The 14457-nt window shown below is 58.6% G+C and carries 25 protein-coding genes; 9 read left to right on the top strand and 16 right to left on the bottom strand.

Features of this window, described 5'->3' with window-relative positions; translation table 11 throughout:
- The first annotated feature begins 91 nt into the window (after window positions 1-91).
- On the top strand, window positions 92-328 hold the full coding sequence (locus P0120_03845) for a hypothetical protein (GenBank protein MDF0673467.1): 237 nt from the start codon (window positions 92-94) through the stop codon (window positions 326-328).
- A gap of 17 nt (window positions 329-345) precedes the next feature.
- On the opposite strand, the gene P0120_03850 is transcribed toward P0120_03845, so the two are convergent.
- From P0120_03850 to P0120_03890, 9 genes are all read right to left on the bottom strand, one after another.
- Window positions 346-792, bottom strand: coding sequence for a GNAT family N-acetyltransferase (locus P0120_03850; GenBank protein MDF0673468.1), 447 nt, complete (start codon window positions 790-792; stop codon window positions 346-348).
- A 56-nt stretch (window positions 793-848) separates the two neighbouring features.
- The gene (locus tag P0120_03855) at window positions 849-1145 is read right to left on the bottom strand and encodes a type II toxin-antitoxin system RelE/ParE family toxin (GenBank protein MDF0673469.1); all 297 of its coding nucleotides are present in this window, start codon (window positions 1143-1145) and stop codon (window positions 849-851) included.
- Window positions 1142-1375 (bottom strand): addiction module protein, encoded by a 234-nt coding sequence (locus P0120_03860; protein MDF0673470.1) that lies wholly within the window; start codon window positions 1373-1375, stop codon window positions 1142-1144. The genes P0120_03855 and P0120_03860 overlap by 4 nt, the downstream gene beginning before the upstream one ends.
- A 332-nt stretch (window positions 1376-1707) precedes the next feature.
- Window positions 1708-1908 (bottom strand): hypothetical protein, encoded by a 201-nt coding sequence (locus tag P0120_03865; protein ID MDF0673471.1) that lies wholly within the window; start codon window positions 1906-1908, stop codon window positions 1708-1710.
- A complete protein-coding gene (locus P0120_03870; GenBank protein MDF0673472.1) occupies window positions 1909-2133 on the bottom strand; it encodes an addiction module protein in 225 nt (74 codons plus the stop codon).
- A 166-nt stretch (window positions 2134-2299) separates the two neighbouring features.
- Entirely contained in the window at window positions 2300-3433 is a 1134-nt protein-coding gene (locus P0120_03875) for an FAD-dependent oxidoreductase (protein MDF0673473.1), read from the bottom strand.
- A 19-nt stretch (window positions 3434-3452) separates the two neighbouring features.
- A complete protein-coding gene (locus P0120_03880) occupies window positions 3453-3608 on the bottom strand; it encodes a hypothetical protein (GenBank protein ID MDF0673474.1) in 156 nt (51 codons plus the stop codon).
- A complete protein-coding gene (locus tag P0120_03885; GenBank protein ID MDF0673475.1) occupies window positions 3605-4126 on the bottom strand; it encodes an HNH endonuclease in 522 nt (173 codons plus the stop codon). The genes P0120_03880 and P0120_03885 overlap by 4 nt, the downstream gene beginning before the upstream one ends.
- 469 nt (window positions 4127-4595) lie before the next feature.
- Window positions 4596-4943, bottom strand: a complete 348-nt coding sequence (locus P0120_03890; protein MDF0673476.1) for a hypothetical protein — start codon at window positions 4941-4943, stop codon at window positions 4596-4598.
- A 105-nt stretch (window positions 4944-5048) separates the two neighbouring features.
- Between P0120_03890 and P0120_03895 the strand changes: the two genes are divergently transcribed.
- Window positions 5049-6218 carry an IS4 family transposase gene (locus P0120_03895; protein ID MDF0673477.1) on the top strand — a complete coding sequence of 390 codons (1170 nt, stop codon included), beginning with the start codon at window positions 5049-5051 and terminating at the stop codon, window positions 6216-6218.
- Here the strand turns inward: P0120_03895 and P0120_03900 are convergent.
- The gene (locus P0120_03900; GenBank protein MDF0673478.1) at window positions 6204-6752 is read right to left on the bottom strand and encodes an alpha/beta fold hydrolase; all 549 of its coding nucleotides are present in this window, start codon (window positions 6750-6752) and stop codon (window positions 6204-6206) included. The genes P0120_03895 and P0120_03900 overlap by 15 nt on opposite strands.
- On the opposite strand from P0120_03900, the gene P0120_03905 reads away from it, so the two are divergent.
- A complete protein-coding gene (locus P0120_03905) occupies window positions 6753-7157 on the top strand; it encodes a hypothetical protein (GenBank protein ID MDF0673479.1) in 405 nt (134 codons plus the stop codon).
- Here P0120_03905 and P0120_03910 read toward each other — a convergent pair.
- The 3 genes from P0120_03910 to P0120_03920 form a co-directional block, all read right to left on the bottom strand.
- The gene (locus P0120_03910; GenBank protein ID MDF0673480.1) at window positions 7154-7546 is read right to left on the bottom strand and encodes a nuclear transport factor 2 family protein; all 393 of its coding nucleotides are present in this window, start codon (window positions 7544-7546) and stop codon (window positions 7154-7156) included. The genes P0120_03905 and P0120_03910 overlap by 4 nt on opposite strands.
- Window positions 7547-7623: 77 nt before the next feature.
- The gene (locus P0120_03915) at window positions 7624-7824 is read right to left on the bottom strand and encodes a hypothetical protein (protein MDF0673481.1); all 201 of its coding nucleotides are present in this window, start codon (window positions 7822-7824) and stop codon (window positions 7624-7626) included.
- Window positions 7825-7836: 12 nt separating this feature from the next.
- Window positions 7837-8748, bottom strand: a complete 912-nt coding sequence (locus P0120_03920; GenBank protein ID MDF0673482.1) for a DMT family transporter — start codon at window positions 8746-8748, stop codon at window positions 7837-7839.
- A gap of 513 nt (window positions 8749-9261) precedes the next feature.
- Between P0120_03920 and P0120_03925 the strand changes: the two genes are divergently transcribed.
- The 6 genes from P0120_03925 to P0120_03950 all read left to right on the top strand — a co-directional run bounded on the left by P0120_03925 (window position 9262) and on the right by P0120_03950 (window position 12940).
- Window positions 9262-9618, top strand: a complete 357-nt coding sequence (locus P0120_03925; protein MDF0673483.1) for a YciI family protein — start codon at window positions 9262-9264, stop codon at window positions 9616-9618.
- An 11-nt stretch (window positions 9619-9629) separates the two neighbouring features.
- Window positions 9630-9980, top strand: a complete 351-nt coding sequence (locus P0120_03930; GenBank protein ID MDF0673484.1) for a sigma factor — start codon at window positions 9630-9632, stop codon at window positions 9978-9980.
- 47 nt (window positions 9981-10027) lie between these two features.
- On the top strand, window positions 10028-10474 hold the full coding sequence (locus P0120_03935) for a hypothetical protein (GenBank protein MDF0673485.1): 447 nt from the start codon (window positions 10028-10030) through the stop codon (window positions 10472-10474).
- A 130-nt stretch (window positions 10475-10604) separates the two neighbouring features.
- Window positions 10605-10880 carry a hypothetical protein gene (locus P0120_03940; GenBank protein MDF0673486.1) on the top strand — a complete coding sequence of 92 codons (276 nt, stop codon included), beginning with the start codon at window positions 10605-10607 and terminating at the stop codon, window positions 10878-10880.
- A gap of 136 nt (window positions 10881-11016) precedes the next feature.
- Complete coding sequence (locus P0120_03945; protein MDF0673487.1) at window positions 11017-12171, top strand: efflux RND transporter periplasmic adaptor subunit; 1155 nt, start codon at window positions 11017-11019, stop codon at window positions 12169-12171.
- A complete protein-coding gene (locus P0120_03950; protein MDF0673488.1) occupies window positions 12134-12940 on the top strand; it encodes a class I SAM-dependent methyltransferase in 807 nt (268 codons plus the stop codon). The genes P0120_03945 and P0120_03950 overlap by 38 nt, the downstream gene beginning before the upstream one ends.
- Window positions 12941-12994: 54 nt before the next feature.
- Here the strand turns inward: P0120_03950 and P0120_03955 are convergent, their stop codons facing one another.
- From P0120_03955 to P0120_03965, 3 genes are all read right to left on the bottom strand, one after another.
- A complete protein-coding gene (locus P0120_03955) occupies window positions 12995-13354 on the bottom strand; it encodes a hypothetical protein (GenBank protein ID MDF0673489.1) in 360 nt (119 codons plus the stop codon).
- A gap of 96 nt (window positions 13355-13450) precedes the next feature.
- Complete coding sequence (locus P0120_03960; GenBank protein MDF0673490.1) at window positions 13451-13810, bottom strand: CBS domain-containing protein; 360 nt, start codon at window positions 13808-13810, stop codon at window positions 13451-13453.
- A gap of 23 nt (window positions 13811-13833) precedes the next feature.
- A complete protein-coding gene (locus tag P0120_03965; protein ID MDF0673491.1) occupies window positions 13834-14220 on the bottom strand; it encodes a hypothetical protein in 387 nt (128 codons plus the stop codon).
- Between the last annotated feature and the right edge of the window lie 237 nt (window positions 14221-14457).

Consider the following 14457-nt stretch of genomic DNA (forward strand, 5'->3'; position numbering starts at 1 on the left):
AAGTCGGCAAGGTCAAGAGACAGTCTTGGCCGGAGCCTTGAAAATTGACAACGCCGACCGGCATACTGAGGAGCATCACCGGGAGAATTACATGCTGGACACCAGTTGCTGCGTGCCTGATTGCCTGGCGAGCCCCTATGCCCCGGCCGGGACTCGATCCGTTTGCAAAGACCATTTCCTCAACTTTCTCACCTGGAGGCGTCGTCGTGGCACTCAGATGTTTCATGCCTACGCCGGCATGACGATGGAGCAACGCGATGCCATCGTCGGTGAATGGATGAAATCAATGCGACTCGACGAAGTACCAGCTACCCCATCGAAAATCTGACCAACCATCGTCCTGCGCTACAACGACAATCTATACAGATAGAACTCGTCCCGCTGCCACTCCATCGCTTCATAGAGCCGTTGTGCCGACCTGTTCGTAATCGCCGTCGCTAATTCCAAACGAACGGCACCAGCCGTACGAGCGGTCTCGGCCGCAGAAGCGAGCAATCGAGTTCCAACACCTCGCCGCCTGGCTTCAGGTATGACAAACAAGTCGCTGAGCAGATACATCGGTGCGGCAAGGATCGAAGAGAACGTCGGAAAGAGTTGCACAAAGCCGACCGCGCTCCCAGCACGATTTTCAGCCATCAGCACGACAGATTCATTCCGAGATAGACGATCACTCAAGAATCGCCGGGCAACGACCAGGTTTGATGGTTGCCCATAAACCTGACGGTAGGCATCGAACAACGCCGCGAGCCGGTCAAGATCGTGAATACTGGCTCGACGTACGCTGTCGGTCATGAGCCCATCATGTGGACAAAATGAAGTGCCGTCGGTCGCGCCGACAATCTCACCCGCTACTGAACAATTCTCTCTTTCCAATAGCCTGGACGCCGACTGTGGTGGGCTACAGCTTCTATCCGTAGAACATCTGCCGTGATGCTGTAGTACAGGGTAAATGGGAAGCGAGTGAGGATGAACTTGCGAAGGTTTGGATCGGCGGGAGCCCCGATCTGCGGTTGGCTCACCAATAAATCGACGATGCGGCGAATTTCACACTGGAACCGATCGCCCAAACCAGGGACGTGTCGTTCGTAGTATGCGGCCGCCTCAATAAGTTCCACTTCGGCTTCCGGGTGGAACTCGAACGTCATCGTTCCAAACGGGCACGGAGATTTTCAAAGACTCGCTCGCCGGGGACCGGCTTCACTTTCCCTTCCAAGACCTCACGATGTCGGCGTTGCGCTTCTGCCAACCAAGCCTGCTCAACATCTACATCAGCCGGTCCATCCAGTTCCGCGATCAGCATCCGCAGCAGATCGGTTTTATCTTCTCGGCTCAACGATCGAATCTTGGCTTCAATCTCAGCAACATCGGCCGACATACAACCTCCCATGGATCAAGGAACTGTCATGCAGTTTACGGGTAAACTCTAGCCAGAGCTCTTCCGCATGTCAACGATCGTCCGAAGAGTCCATGGGGTTCCGACAAGATGCCTCCATCACCATAGCCGAATGTAGCGCTGTCGTCGCCGAGTGGGTGAGAATCCTGCTTCTCGACGATGTCCCCTTCACCACCCAGAAGCCTGACCAACCTCGTCCATGCACCTTCTTGCTTCTCTGGTCACTTCCGACCCACCCAATACATCGGTCGGCGTTTCAGGTTCATGACCGCCAACACTCGGATTTTGTCGGGCTTTATGGAATAGAGAAGCGCTTAGGGAAATCGGAGAACAAGTCGCCGGCGGACTGTCTTCGTGATCAGCGAACCAGCTTCGGGGAAGTTCACGATGGCTTGAGTACAGCGCTCAACCTCGTCGAGGAGCGCCGCTCCCAGCCTGGGATTTTCTGACTCGTAGTACTGTGCGGCTTCGTTCAATTCACGGTGGGCTAACCGATGATAGGAAACTCGCTCCATTCATTTCAGCTTGGCCCATGCATCGTGGAACACCTTCGCGGCCGGCACGTCAACGCCAGGATCGGCATCCATCTCCACATCTCTGCGCTGCGCCTCCTCCGCCCAAAGCCTGGCATTTTCCGCCTCGGAAAGATTTTCTAAACTCTCCAAAAGTTTCCCCGCCAAGCGCGCTCGCGACTTTGGGTCGAGCTTCAATACCTCGGCTTCAAGTTCATTAATACTCATGGGCGCATTCTACACCAACCGGATTCTTGAACCAACCAATACCGCAGCGCACCCGATGATAATTTTCAACCCTGCTTCCCATCAGCAGCACGGTCGCCGCCGAATGGAAGAAAACCCTCCCCCTCGAGCGTGTCGGCTCCGGTGATCTGGTTAGCCGCTTTCATCTCTACAGGCCAAACCAGCGGGCACGGCGGCTCGAACCGAAGTGTTCCTTGTCGGCGCGGAGAGCCACCGAAGGCTCGTAGTACGTGCCCGTCGGACCATCGGGATTGGAGAAGAAGTCCACGTCCACGCGCCCGATCCGCCCGCCGCCGAACTCGATGTAGCACGAGCCCGTTCCCTTGTGGGTGACCGGTGACTCTTGATTCCGCAGGCGAGCAATCAGGGCTGTGGCCACGGCACGCGCGGCGCCCTCGGCAAAGACCCCGGCTTTCGGCGTGCCTTGTCGCGCGCAATCGCCGACGGCATAGACATCAGGGAAGCGCGTTTCGAGCGTCTTGGGCTTCACTGGCACATACTTGTCCTCGGTCATGCCGCTCTCCTCGAGCAACTTCGGGGCACGGATGGCCGGGACGCCAAGGAAGAGGTCGTAGGGAAACTCGCGGCCATCGTCGAGGGTTACCACCCGGCGCTGCGTCTCGACCGATCGCACTTCACGGTCTGCGACGAACGTGATGTTCCGCTCCGCGAACGCGGCGAGCAGCGCGCGCGAGGTCTCGGGCGACGGAGGGACCGGAACTTCCAGCGGGAGGATGAGCGTGATCTCGCAGGCGCCGCGGATGCCGCGAGTCGCGAGGTAATCGTGCATCATCAGCGCGGCTTCACTGGGCGCCGGCGGGCATTTGAATGGCGCCCCGCCGACGGCAATGAGAATGCGGCCCTTGGTGAACGTGGGCAGGATTCCACCGAGTTGCGTCGCGCCCCCTAAGGTATAGAACTCGGTGGCGTCCGCCAGGCCCGGTGTGGCGGCAAAATCATAGTCTGCTCCAAGCGCGACGACCAGGAAATCCGCCTCGTGGGTTCCGCGATCGGTCGTGACACGCTTCGCTATGGGATCGATCGATGAGACCGTTTCCTGGAGAACCCGCACGCCGGGCTTCACGAATTTCTTATACGGCAGGCGCACCGCGTCGGGCCTCGTGCGCCCGAACAACACGTCGAGCTTCGAGAAGCCGAAATAGAAGGAGTCGTTCTTGTCGATGAGCGTCACGTCGATACGATCGCCGAACGCCTCCGAGAGCATGGTGCTGAGTTCGAGCCCGCCAAAGCCGGCGCCGAGAATGAGAATGCGCTGTTTCATACGCCTCCTGACTTGACAATCATTGAATCTTACCGGCTAACGTGCGGCTGAGCTGCGACACGGTCTCCTTCTCATAGGCTACTCGACCGGCAGGACGTGACGGCGACCGCGTCGTCTGCTCCATCCGCGAGTTATCCCGCGCCACTGCCCGGAGCCCGCTTGGATCGCAGTTCACGACTTCACCTCTGGGACGGCACCGGATAGATGCGCCTCAAGCGTGTGCAGCCAACGCTTCTCGGTCATTGTCAGGAGTTCACGCGACTCGCGCGCCAGCACCACGAACAAGGACGAAAGCCCATCCCATCGCGTGGGTTCGCCATACTTCCCCCTCACTCGATGAGGCGGATTGGCATCTAGATACTCCGCCTTCTCTCGAGCACTCTTGCGCGTGTTGCACTTCCCACATGCCGTCGCAAAGTTCGAGAGATCGTGCGCACCGCCTCTCGCATACGCGTGAACATGGTCGACACAAGCACCGAGCTCGTCAAGCAAAGGCGAAGCGTCTCGACGCCAGTTCGGATGAAAGTAGGCCAGCTGCATATCCGGCAGACGGGTGGCCACAAACTGTCCCGCGTACTTGAACGCCAAGTGAAAAACGGTCGGGCGGTGGCACAGTGCACAGATCCATCCGTCGCGAAAGTAAACAGCCGCCGCCGTCTCAACGGGGATCGCCGGCCTTGCGGTCTTTGGCATCTTCAGGTCTCCTGTGACACGTCTGGATAACTGTTGAGTATACTGACCGGCATAGTACGCAGATACTGCGTGCCAACTCTCGCACAATTCATGTGTTGGTTCATAGGCTTATCAGCTCTATCCACCAGAGGTAGCCTGCTATACAGGTCGGCATAGTTCCGTTATAGCTGCGAAGGGCTCAACCCTTGAGCCAGCGTATCGGCTGGGTTCCGTACCCCTTTGCCGCCCCGATTGAGGACATGCGTATAGATTGAAAGGCTGCAGATGGGAGTCAGGGTCACACTGGCTCTCGCAAGTCTTACATGGCGCCCACGACACTCTCACGACTGGTCAGGCGCGGGACATTCTCAGCCAATTGGTTGACTCGGTCAAGTCACTTAGATGATCGTCTTGGGAAAGAGCTTCGTGGAATGTCTTCATGCAGGTGATGGTTATTCGGCAGGAGAACTTGGAGGTCTGCTTGTTCAGATCAGCGTGAATTCGCTCCGCACCACAGCGCGAGCAGCAGCTCGTTTAGAGGTCCTCCGGTGAACTGGATCTCGTGGCCGGCGCCGGCAGCCACCGCCCGAGACGCGCCGATGTGTTCAGCGAGTTCGTCGCATATCGCGTCGAACCCCGCGCTGTGTCCACCAGATATGACAAGCTTCGGAAAGGTGGCCGCAGCCAGCTCCGCCAGCGGCAGCTCGCTATGCCAGACCGGCCGCCCATGGCGGAGCACGGGCACCAGTGGCATGATGCCAGCGATCACTTCGGGAGGCAGCCTGTCGGGGTCACTTCCCACTGCTTGCAAAAAGCGGTTGACCCCACTCTTGTCCAAAATAAGTTCTCAACAGGCCTCCGGCTTGTGAGTAGGATAGGTTGTTCAACGCACATCCATCCACGGCGTTCCCGCGCCGTGGCACCCACAAGCCGGAGGTGCAGTATGGTAACCGTCGCCAGTTGCTTTGCGCAAATGCTCGCCCTGATCGATCGCGCGGACTTCGCTCGGGCCGTTCGACAGCACGCCGCTGAGCGAGCAGCCAAGGGGTTCAGCTGCTGGGATCACTTGATAGCGATGCTGTTTTGTCAGATGGGTAGTGCGCACTCACTTCGAGAAATCTGTGGCGGCTTGGCCACCGCCCTTGGCAAACTCGTCCACCTTGGCATCCGTCGGACACCGACTCGGTCCACGCTGGCCTATGCCAATGCGCATCGGCCCTGGCAGCTGTACGAGACGCTCTTCTATCAAGTCCTCACCCGTTGCCAAGCCGTCGCGGCCTTGAAGCGCCGCCGGTTCCGGTTCAAGCACCCCTTGCGCACCCTCGACGCAACGATCATTGAACTCTGTGCCACGGTGTTCGATTGGGCCAGATTCCAGCGGACGAAGGGGGCGATCAAGCTCCATCTGCAGCTGGATCACCAGGGGTGTTTGCCCTGCTGGGCCCTCGTGACCGACGGCGACACCAACGACGTGCGGATCGCCCAACAGCTCACCTTTGCGCCAGGCACCATCGTGGTGATCGATCGCGGGTATCTCGACTATGCCCGCTATCATCGTTGGACGGTCGACGAGGTGGGATTTGTCACCCGTCCCCGCACCAACATGCTCTACGAAGTGCTGGAGCAACGCTCCGTGCCGACACGCGGACCGGTGCTGGTCGATGAGGTGATCCGTCTCACCAGTTCCCATGCGGCTGACCGGTGCTCGGTCCCCCTGCGACAGGTGACGATCTGGGATGAGAGACAGCAGCGGCCGCTACGGTTCCTGACCACTCTCATGCAGCTTGCGGCCAGCACGATTGCCGCCATCTATCGGGAGCGCTGGCAGATCGAACTCCTCTTCAAGGCCTTGAAACAGCATCTCCGGATCAAGACGTTTGTGGGCACGAGTGAGAACGCCGTACAGGTCCAAATCTGGATCGCCCTGCTCGCGATGCTGCTGTTGAAATTTCTGCAGCTGAAGTCCACGTGGCCCTGGAGTCTCTCGAATCTGGCCGCGTTGCTCCGCTTCAATCTGTTGACCTATCGGGATCTGTGGGACTGGCTCAATGCGCCCTTTGAACGGCCGCTGCTCATACCAGCGCCGCCCCAACAGAGGCTATTCGCTACCTGATCTTGGACAGCAGACCGGACAACCTGAACTGGATGGGTGACCAGAGACCGTCTCATATGCCGCATTCACGGGGAAGAACTCGAAACAGCCGACTATTTTGGACAGCAGTGGGTTGACCCAGTCTTCATCAGGGAGGTCCTGATCCCAGAGGGCTCGAACTTCGTCCGCAAGGGTCCGCGCGGCAGGAACGTGCCGGCCCAAGGCGAGTGCAGCCGGCTCCAGCAACGCCAGAGATAGCGTCGCATCCGGACGGCGGGCGGCTGCGAACAGTACTCCAAGGCCTCCGTAAGAGTGCCCGACGAGGTGCGCGCCATCGCCCATGAGTTCAACGATGTCGTCGGCATCGCGTAGGAAATCCTCACCTTCCGCCACGGGGCTTTGTCCGTAGCCGCGCCGGTCAAGCACCAACAGTCGAAAACCCTCATCGGCGAGCGGTCGCTGCGCCTGCCACTCCTCGGCACCGGTCGCGAGCGAGCCGTGCACGAGCACCACAGGCGTGCCTGTTCCCCAGGAGTCTACAAACAGGTCGCTCATTTGCCGGCGCTTGGCTTAAAGGACAACAAGCTGTTTGAAATGCTCACCAGATGCATTGCGATGCTCATCGTGCCGCCATGGAGTGTGGCGAACATGGGCATACGTTACTCCGACCTCATTCTCGTTGCCAAGAGCGAGGCAAGCGGTGGTGTGGTTTTCTTCCGCGCGTATTACGAGCGAGCACCGCCATTTCTCTCTTCTTTTCTCTTCCAAGCGGGCGGCCTGGTGGTCTCCTCACTGCGCGCATTCCCAGAGCACCGGCTGGTTCTCTTTCTTCCCCACAACCCCGGGCTAGCGCGTGGGGTCTCTCCCACTGCGCGCATGCAGCGAGCACACCATCATCCAGCAAGAATCCGATTGATTTGTGTGCGGGCTGCGCGAGCAAGGAGAGACCTCACACGCTAGCCCATCACCGGCGAGCCGTGGTGATGGATCATCAGCCACTCATCGCCGATCAGTTCGTAGAGGTTCGTGGCGAGGACCTTGGCTTGTTGCGGTTCGTCGGACTGTTGGGTAGTGAGATTCTCGACACAAATGATCCAAGCCATATCGCCCGCCACCTGGACCATCACGTCGGTGAGTTCGAACTTCATCGAGAAGGTGTTATTGAAGATCAGCACCCAGGAATCGCGGACGGCGGGCCACCCAGAACGAATCGTCCAGCCCGGGTGTATACAGGTGACATATTCTTGATGGACCCAGATCTCGTCCATTTTGGCGATGTCGAGGCTCTCAAAGGCATCGTAGAATTTCTGGTTGGCCCTTGTAACGGCTTCAATACGCTGTTTCAACACAGCTGCGCCTCTCAGTCAGCGGAGCCGTATCATACTGGAATCATCAGGAACAGGCGAGCAGGGAATCAGGCGAACGACTAGCCCACATTATTCATGACGGTTCGTGACGAAACCGCCAAGACGCCAAGCGGGACGGGCGCGTGGAGCCCCGAGAGGCCAAGGCGTACTTGATACAGTACGTCGAGGTCGCGAGGGGCGAGCCCGCCCGCCGGCATGCCGCAATGTTGCATGACGGCTTGTCGCAGCGGCGTATCGGCGGTTGCAGTAGAAGCGTTCATGAATAATGCGGGCTAGCCTTGATCAAGCTTTGCCGTTTGACGATTGACGGCCCAAACCCCGGCCAGGATGAGCCCGATGCCGATGAGTTCGAACACCCCGACAGATTCCCCCAAGATCAGGGCGGATAGCCCGATTGCCGCAACCGGTGTCAGGTTCCCCAAGACTGAGGCCCGCGATGGTCCGATGCCTTTCACGCCAAAAAGCCATGCCTGCTGGGCCACAGCCGTGGCAAAGATGATGAGATAGCCCAGTGCGAGCCAATCAGAGGTGGTCACCGAGGTGACACCGGCGGTCATCATTTTTTGATCTGTCCACAGGAGCGGAATCTGTAGGACCGTCGCGACCATCAGTGACGTCCAATTCACGGTCAGCGCCGAAATTCGCTCCATGATGGCGCGGCTGCCGATACTATAGAGCGCCCAACTCACGACGCCGAGAAAGACCAACATGCTTCCCAGTAGCGGCTGCTCGCCCGCCGCTTGAAAGCCTGCTACGGAGACCAGTCCGACGCCCGCGAAGGAAAGTACCGCTCCGGCCCACACTGCGCGCAACGGCACATCTCGAATCAACATTGCCGAGAGCAGGGCCGTGACGACAGGGCTCGATCCGATAATCACCCCGCCAACCGCTCCGCTCACATAGTTGAGTCCCATAAGAATGAGCAGATGGTTGCCCAACACGCCGAGCCCGAGTAGCCCCAGCGACCCCATGTCGACTCGACTGATTTTGATCGTACCGCCTTCTTGCGACCACCAGGTTGCGAGGAGGATCGCCAGCCCTCCGATATCGCGCAGGACCGACGCTTCGACGGCGGAAAACGAGCCGAGGGCCATCTTCTGCGCCACAATGGAACCGCCCCACAGAACCGCCGCGAGCACGACAGATCCGTAGGCCAGCGTATTGTCCGGTTGACTCATTGTCATTGGATACCGTCGTTCCGGCTTGGCGTCAAGCAGTATTCCACCGACATTTCACTTGCTTGACGGCGTTGAGCGTTATGAATGGTTCAACCAATCAGATATCTTCCGCCTATTTCACCTCATCAGAACGAGGTATCATAGCCGTTGTCCCAGGGCTCGTCCGGCATTGCCGTTCGTGACGAGAGGCGAAGGAGGTGCGGCAAGATGCGAGGCCGCAGGCCTGGAAAAACCGGAAGTGTATTCGCTGGAATACAATACATTGAGGATTTTTCGGGCCGAGAACGATGCAGATGGTTGCAGATCGTTCGTCGCAGTAGAACGGTCAATGTCGGACAGGCTCCTTGATTCGAGGCCTATCCCGCTTGCGTGGAAGACGATTGTCGATTTCAGGCTACTCCGACGACCAGCAAGTAGGCGTTCATCTCCAGACGGGAAAAAGGAGGACCTATGAGGAGGTGACAACGAATGACCGAATAGACTGCATGGATTAACCACCAACAGAACGTGGAGTACACCATGAAATATCTCTGCCTGGTTTACGTCGAAGAAAAAGTGCTGAATGCTTTTCCAAATCACGAGCGCCTCGCGATCTCCGATGAAGCGATGGCCTACTGTGACACATTGCAGAAAGCCGGCCGCTTGCTCGCCGCCTCCCCGCTCCATCCGGTGGAAACCGCGACCACGGTGCGGGTCCGAGCGGGCAAGACGTCGACCACCGATGGCCCATTCGCCGAGACCAAAGAGCAACTCGGTGGATTTCTCATGATCGACGTGCCGGACTTGAACGACGCCATCCGTGTGGCGGCTCATTTTCCGGCCGCCCGCTTCGGCGCGGTGGAAGTCCGCCCCTTAAAGGAGCACGGTTGCGCGTAACGGGATTCACCATGAGCGACGACTCACTGACACAGGCGCGCGAGAGGGTGGAAGAAGTCTATCGTTCCGAGTCGCGCCAGGTGCTGGCCACGTTGATTCGTCTGCTTGGCGATTTCGACGCAGCCGAAGAAGCGTTGCACGAAGCGTTCGTAGCGGCGACGGAGCAATGGCCACGCGACGGCGTACCGGTCAATCCTCGCGCATGGCTTGTCTCCACCGGCCGCTTCAAAGCCATCGACGGCATGAGACGGCGTGCCCGATACGACGCGTCCTTGGGGAGTTCGCCAAGCAGATCGAAACGGCGACGAGCGATCCGGTGGAGCAGGAGGATCAGCACATCGAGGATGATCGATTACGGCTGATTTTCACCTGCTGTCATCCAGCTCTTTCATCGGACGCACAAGTGCCCATGACCCTACGAGAGGTCTGCAATCTCACCACGGAAGAAATCGCACATGCGTTTCTCACCAAACCGGCCACGATTGCACAACGGATTGTGCGCGCCAAATCGAAGATCCGCGATGCGCGCATCCCTTACGAAGTGCCGCCTCCAGCCGAGTTGCCGGACCGATTGGATACGGTGTTGCACGTCGTCTATCTTCTGTTCAACGAGGGCTATTCGGCTTCGTTCGGCACCTCGCTCACCAGAGCCAATTTATCCGGCGAAGCGATTCGCCTCGGCCGACTCCTCTTACATCTCTTGCCGGAGCCGGAGGTCATGGGTCTACTTGCCTTGATGTTGCTGCACGAATCACGGCGTGCCGCACGCACGTCCGAAACAAAGGGCTCGTATTGTTGGAACATCAGGACCGCTCTCTGTGGAATCAGAACCTCATCAGGGAAGGCATCGGGTTGATCGAACGAGCACTGGCTTCACGGCGCTTCGGTCCCTACACCTTGCAGGCAGCCATTGCCGCGGTCCACGCCGAGGCCCAAGCACCCTTGAGACCGATTGGTCTCAAATCGTCGCATTGTATGATCTGCTCTTGCGCGCCGACCCATCACCGATCATCGCACTTAACCGAGCCGTGGCGGTCGCGATGCGGGATGGACCAGCCAAGGGATTAGAGTTGGTTGATGATCTCCTGGTCGGCGGTGAGTTGGCCAACTATCATCTGGCGCACGCTGCACGGGCTGATCTCTGTCGACGACTTGGAAAAGACGCAGAGGCCCGCGCTTCATACAAAAAGGCGCTTGCTCTCACCAAGCAAGAACCGGAACAGCGGTTTCTGGAAAAGCGACTGGCCGAGTTGGCGGACTGAGTGTGGCCTTGATGATCAACCAGCCTCGCCTGATCATTGACCGCTATCCTTCCCTGCCGTCCTCTGACTGACCCATCCATCGCTCCGCAAGGGCAGACCGTGACAAACGGAGACCCAAGCCATGGAGGCTCAGAATTTGGTAACATGGTCCGGCGAGCCTAACCATGAATCGTCAGAATTGGGTCGGATCGATCTTACTTGTGCTGTTTGTGCTCCTGCTGGGCATCGGCCTCGCGTCATGGAAGTACGAATCGTTCCAGAGCGAGCAGGCCGCCTCGGCCAATCAGCCGGAGCCGATGGAGTCGGTCACCCTTGCCGTCGCACGAGCGATCGACCACCGCCAGACTACCACGTCGATCGGCACCGTGCTGGCCTTACGTTCCATCACGCTGAAGAACGAACTCGCCGGGACGGTCCGGGACGTCCGGCTCATCCCGGGCAGATCGTGGAACCGGGGACGTTACTGGTTGCGCTCGATGTGTCAGTGGAAGAAGCGGAGCTCAAGGCCCAAGAAGCCCAGGCCGCCCTGGCTAAAACAATCCTCAATCGCAGGCGAAGCCTGAATCAAGAGTTGGCGACCACGCAGGAAGAAGTGGATCGCGCCCGCGCCGACCTGGATGTGGCACGAGCTCAGATCGCCCGCACGAAGGCCATCATCGCCAAGAAGACGATCCGGGCCCCGTTCCGTGCGCGCGTCGGCATTGCCGATGTCCATCCAGGCCAGTATCTAGAGGAGGGGACGTTGCTCACAACGCTCCAGGGCGTCGGCGAAGCCGTGCATGTGGACTTCACAGTCGCGCAGCAGATCGCCGCCGGCTTGCAGGGCGGCGAAGCCGTCGAAGTGCTCGCGGCCGGTGATTCCCCGGTTGTCACGGCCAAGATCGTGGCTCTCGACGCCCGCATCGATCCGACGACCCGGAATGCCATGATACGTGCCAGAATCGAAGGCACCAACAATGTACCGGCACCCGGAGCTTCGGTCCGAGTCCGGGTCCCGGTCGGCCCTCAACGTACAGTCGTCGCGATACCAGTCAGCGCGCTCCGTAAGGGGCCGGGAGGCGACCAAGTATTCGTCATCCTGTCGGACAAAGATGGACGCAACCGAGTCCATACCCGACAGGTTGAAAGCGGCCCCATGTTCGGGGATGAGATCGTGATCCATACCGGCCTGGCGGCCGGCGAGCAGATCGCAGCGGTGGGCTCCTTTAAGCTCCGCGATGGGGTCCTCGTCGCGGTCGCGAAGGCCGCCGAGAATGACTCGAAAGAGCATCACGAGGCCGGAAAGCCTTGAACCGATCCTGATGCCACAGGACACCACCCGAACATCGTTCGGCGACGTGTTCACCAAACATCCCCTGTTGGAGATCGTCGTCATCCCGGTCAACCTACTTGACCGATCCGAAACACAGGCCTCGAGAACGGAAAAAGCTATGCACCACAGGTTGCCACGCAAGTTGTTCAGCGCGTTATTGGTTGTCATGCTCTCTCTCACCGGTTGTATCGAGCGGGCCTATCAGCGCATGAACGATCCCTCGCGGGACGTCTGGCAGAAACCACAAGTCGTCGTTGAAAAGCTGGCCATCGCGCGGGGATCGCGCGTTGCAGACTTGGGTGCCGGCGGAGGGTACTTTACCTGGCATCTGGCCAAGGCGGTCGGGCCAAGAGGAACGGTCTATGCGGTTGATATCGAGGAGCGAGCCATTAACATGATCTTCAAGGAGATGGTCGCCCGAGGGACCCCGAATGTCCGACCGGTCCTGGCCGAGCCGCACGATCCAAGACTTCCAGAGCCCGTCGACCTGGTGTTCAGTTGCGATACCTACCACCAAATAAATGACCGCGTCGCCTATTTTCGGTCTCTTGCCTCATCGCTACGGCCCGGCGGTCGCGTCGCGATTCTCGATTTTTATCCTCGTGGATTCGTTTCCGGCCTATTCGATCACAGAGTCGAGAAAGCAGAGGTCCGGCGCGAAATGGAGGACGCCGGCTATCTCCTGGTAGGTGATTACGATCTCATCGATCGCCAGCACTTCCAGATTTTTGCGAAGGCGGAGAGTTGAGATCCGGTCATTCTCGGGTTCCATGAACAGAGGTTAGAGCCAAGCAATTCTTTCTTACGTCTCCATCATTTCGAGCCTGGTATCAAACTCGTTTCCGCAGGCTGTGCACCGGATGCAATCCGATTCCACCGTAAATTCGTCTGAACGTATCCCCATGCCGCCGCACTCCGGGCAGCGGGCGAGGTGGACCTTCTGATCATCCACCGTCTCGTATTGCACACCATGAAGACAGTACACCGGTTTTCCATCAAGCTGCCATGGTCGTCCTGCATTGTCGATGACCGGTAAGACGAGGTAATGATGGTTCACGTAGTCCTCCATCTCGCGGCGATTCGCAAAACCGTCCTTGACCAGTTTACCGGATACAGCATCGTATAGCCCGCTGTCTCTTACGATCACTTTAGTCGGCCCCATCGGTTCACCTCCCGGCAACAATCCATAATGAGTGTAGAGGTATCTCAAAAACCCGTGTCTTCTACGCATTGCACGTCAGACATTGCGAGTCTCATGTTAGACGACACCCGAGTAGTACCGCAGAATATTGGAGACCGAGATGACGCCGATAATCTGTCCGTCTTGCGTGACGGCGACGTGCCTGGTGGCCTGGTCCTTCATGAGCCGCACGGCCTCGATAATCGGACGATCGCCTGCAATGGCCACCACCGGTTTGCGCATGCAGGCTTTGGCCGGCGTGGTATTCGCGTCGACGCCGTTGGCGACCACTGCGCGCGCAAGAATCGAATCCGTGATGAACCCCACGTACGATTGATCGTCCGTCAGAAGCAGTGAGCCCAATTTCCATTTCTGCATCACCAGCCCCGCCTCCCGCAGGCTTGCCTCTTGCGAGAGACTCTGGATCTCGGGAGTCATGTGTTCCACCACTTGGGGTCCGATCAGGGTCCTCCGACTGGCCTTCCCCCTTTGGGTTCGGTCGCGCGGCGGGCTTCCAACTCCGAGACGCAGCTTTCCAATACCCGGCTCCGCTGGAGCAAGCTGTATCGTTGATCGTCCATTCCGGCGCTTTCCGGTGCTTCGTCCGTCATGTTCACCAGGCCGGCCGCTTCACCCAGTTCAGCATACTCATAGGCATGGAGGAGATCGGAGGTCTGGCCAAGGAGATCGCCGATCAATCGCTCCGTGTCCAGATCAAACTCCTCCAAATTACGGGTCGGTGTGCCCTTGCCCAGGAACGTGGCCAGTTCAGCCAACTGTTTGCGCATGCGTTCGATACTACGATCGAGTGAAATCCGTTGTTTTGCAGAAGCGGTGCGCGTAGACATAACACCTCCTCTATACAGGCGGGAATGAATTAGGTGGATGATACCTCCATCGGAATAAGCGAAGCAAGCCGCTCGAATTGGTGTTCAATTGCAATATCCACCATATAATTGTGACTATCCAGCCTGTCGACCCAACTCATTTGACGCGAGGCAACGATCCTCGATAACCTTAGTGACAACCGCAACCCACCCGAGAGCCGGACGCATTATCGTTTCGATAGCTCATTGGCGACAGCA

It is taken from the genome of Nitrospira sp. (genome assembly GCA_029194675.1).
GTDB lineage: Bacteria > Nitrospirota > Nitrospiria > Nitrospirales > Nitrospiraceae > Nitrospira_D.

Coding starts and splice junctions, on each gene's coding strand:
- P0120_03845 (MDF0673467.1), top strand. CDS start 92: ATGCTGGACACCAGTTGCTGCGTGCCTGATTGCCTGGCGAGCCCCTAT.
- P0120_03850 (MDF0673468.1), bottom strand. CDS start 792: ATGACCGACAGCGTACGTCGAGCCAGTATTCACGATCTTGACCGGCTC.
- P0120_03855 (MDF0673469.1), bottom strand. CDS start 1,145: ATGACGTTCGAGTTCCACCCGGAAGCCGAAGTGGAACTTATTGAGGCG.
- P0120_03860 (MDF0673470.1), bottom strand. CDS start 1,375: ATGTCGGCCGATGTTGCTGAGATTGAAGCCAAGATTCGATCGTTGAGC.
- P0120_03865 (MDF0673471.1), bottom strand. CDS start 1,908: ATGGAGCGAGTTTCCTATCATCGGTTAGCCCACCGTGAATTGAACGAA.
- P0120_03870 (MDF0673472.1), bottom strand. CDS start 2,133: ATGAGTATTAATGAACTTGAAGCCGAGGTATTGAAGCTCGACCCAAAG.
- P0120_03875 (MDF0673473.1), bottom strand. CDS start 3,433: ATGAAACAGCGCATTCTCATTCTCGGCGCCGGCTTTGGCGGGCTCGAA.
- P0120_03885 (MDF0673475.1), bottom strand. CDS start 4,126: ATGCCAAAGACCGCAAGGCCGGCGATCCCCGTTGAGACGGCGGCGGCT.
- P0120_03895 (MDF0673477.1), top strand. CDS start 5,049: ATGGTAACCGTCGCCAGTTGCTTTGCGCAAATGCTCGCCCTGATCGAT.
- P0120_03900 (MDF0673478.1), bottom strand. CDS start 6,752: ATGAGCGACCTGTTTGTAGACTCCTGGGGAACAGGCACGCCTGTGGTG.
- P0120_03915 (MDF0673481.1), bottom strand. CDS start 7,824: ATGAACGCTTCTACTGCAACCGCCGATACGCCGCTGCGACAAGCCGTC.
- P0120_03920 (MDF0673482.1), bottom strand. CDS start 8,748: ATGACAATGAGTCAACCGGACAATACGCTGGCCTACGGATCTGTCGTG.
- P0120_03925 (MDF0673483.1), top strand. CDS start 9,262: ATGAAATATCTCTGCCTGGTTTACGTCGAAGAAAAAGTGCTGAATGCT.
- P0120_03930 (MDF0673484.1), top strand. CDS start 9,630: ATGAGCGACGACTCACTGACACAGGCGCGCGAGAGGGTGGAAGAAGTC.
- P0120_03935 (MDF0673485.1), top strand. CDS start 10,028: ATGACCCTACGAGAGGTCTGCAATCTCACCACGGAAGAAATCGCACAT.
- P0120_03950 (MDF0673488.1), top strand. CDS start 12,134: ATGACTCGAAAGAGCATCACGAGGCCGGAAAGCCTTGAACCGATCCTG.
- P0120_03955 (MDF0673489.1), bottom strand. CDS start 13,354: ATGGGGCCGACTAAAGTGATCGTAAGAGACAGCGGGCTATACGATGCT.
- P0120_03960 (MDF0673490.1), bottom strand. CDS start 13,810: ATGACTCCCGAGATCCAGAGTCTCTCGCAAGAGGCAAGCCTGCGGGAG.
- P0120_03965 (MDF0673491.1), bottom strand. CDS start 14,220: ATGTCTACGCGCACCGCTTCTGCAAAACAACGGATTTCACTCGATCGT.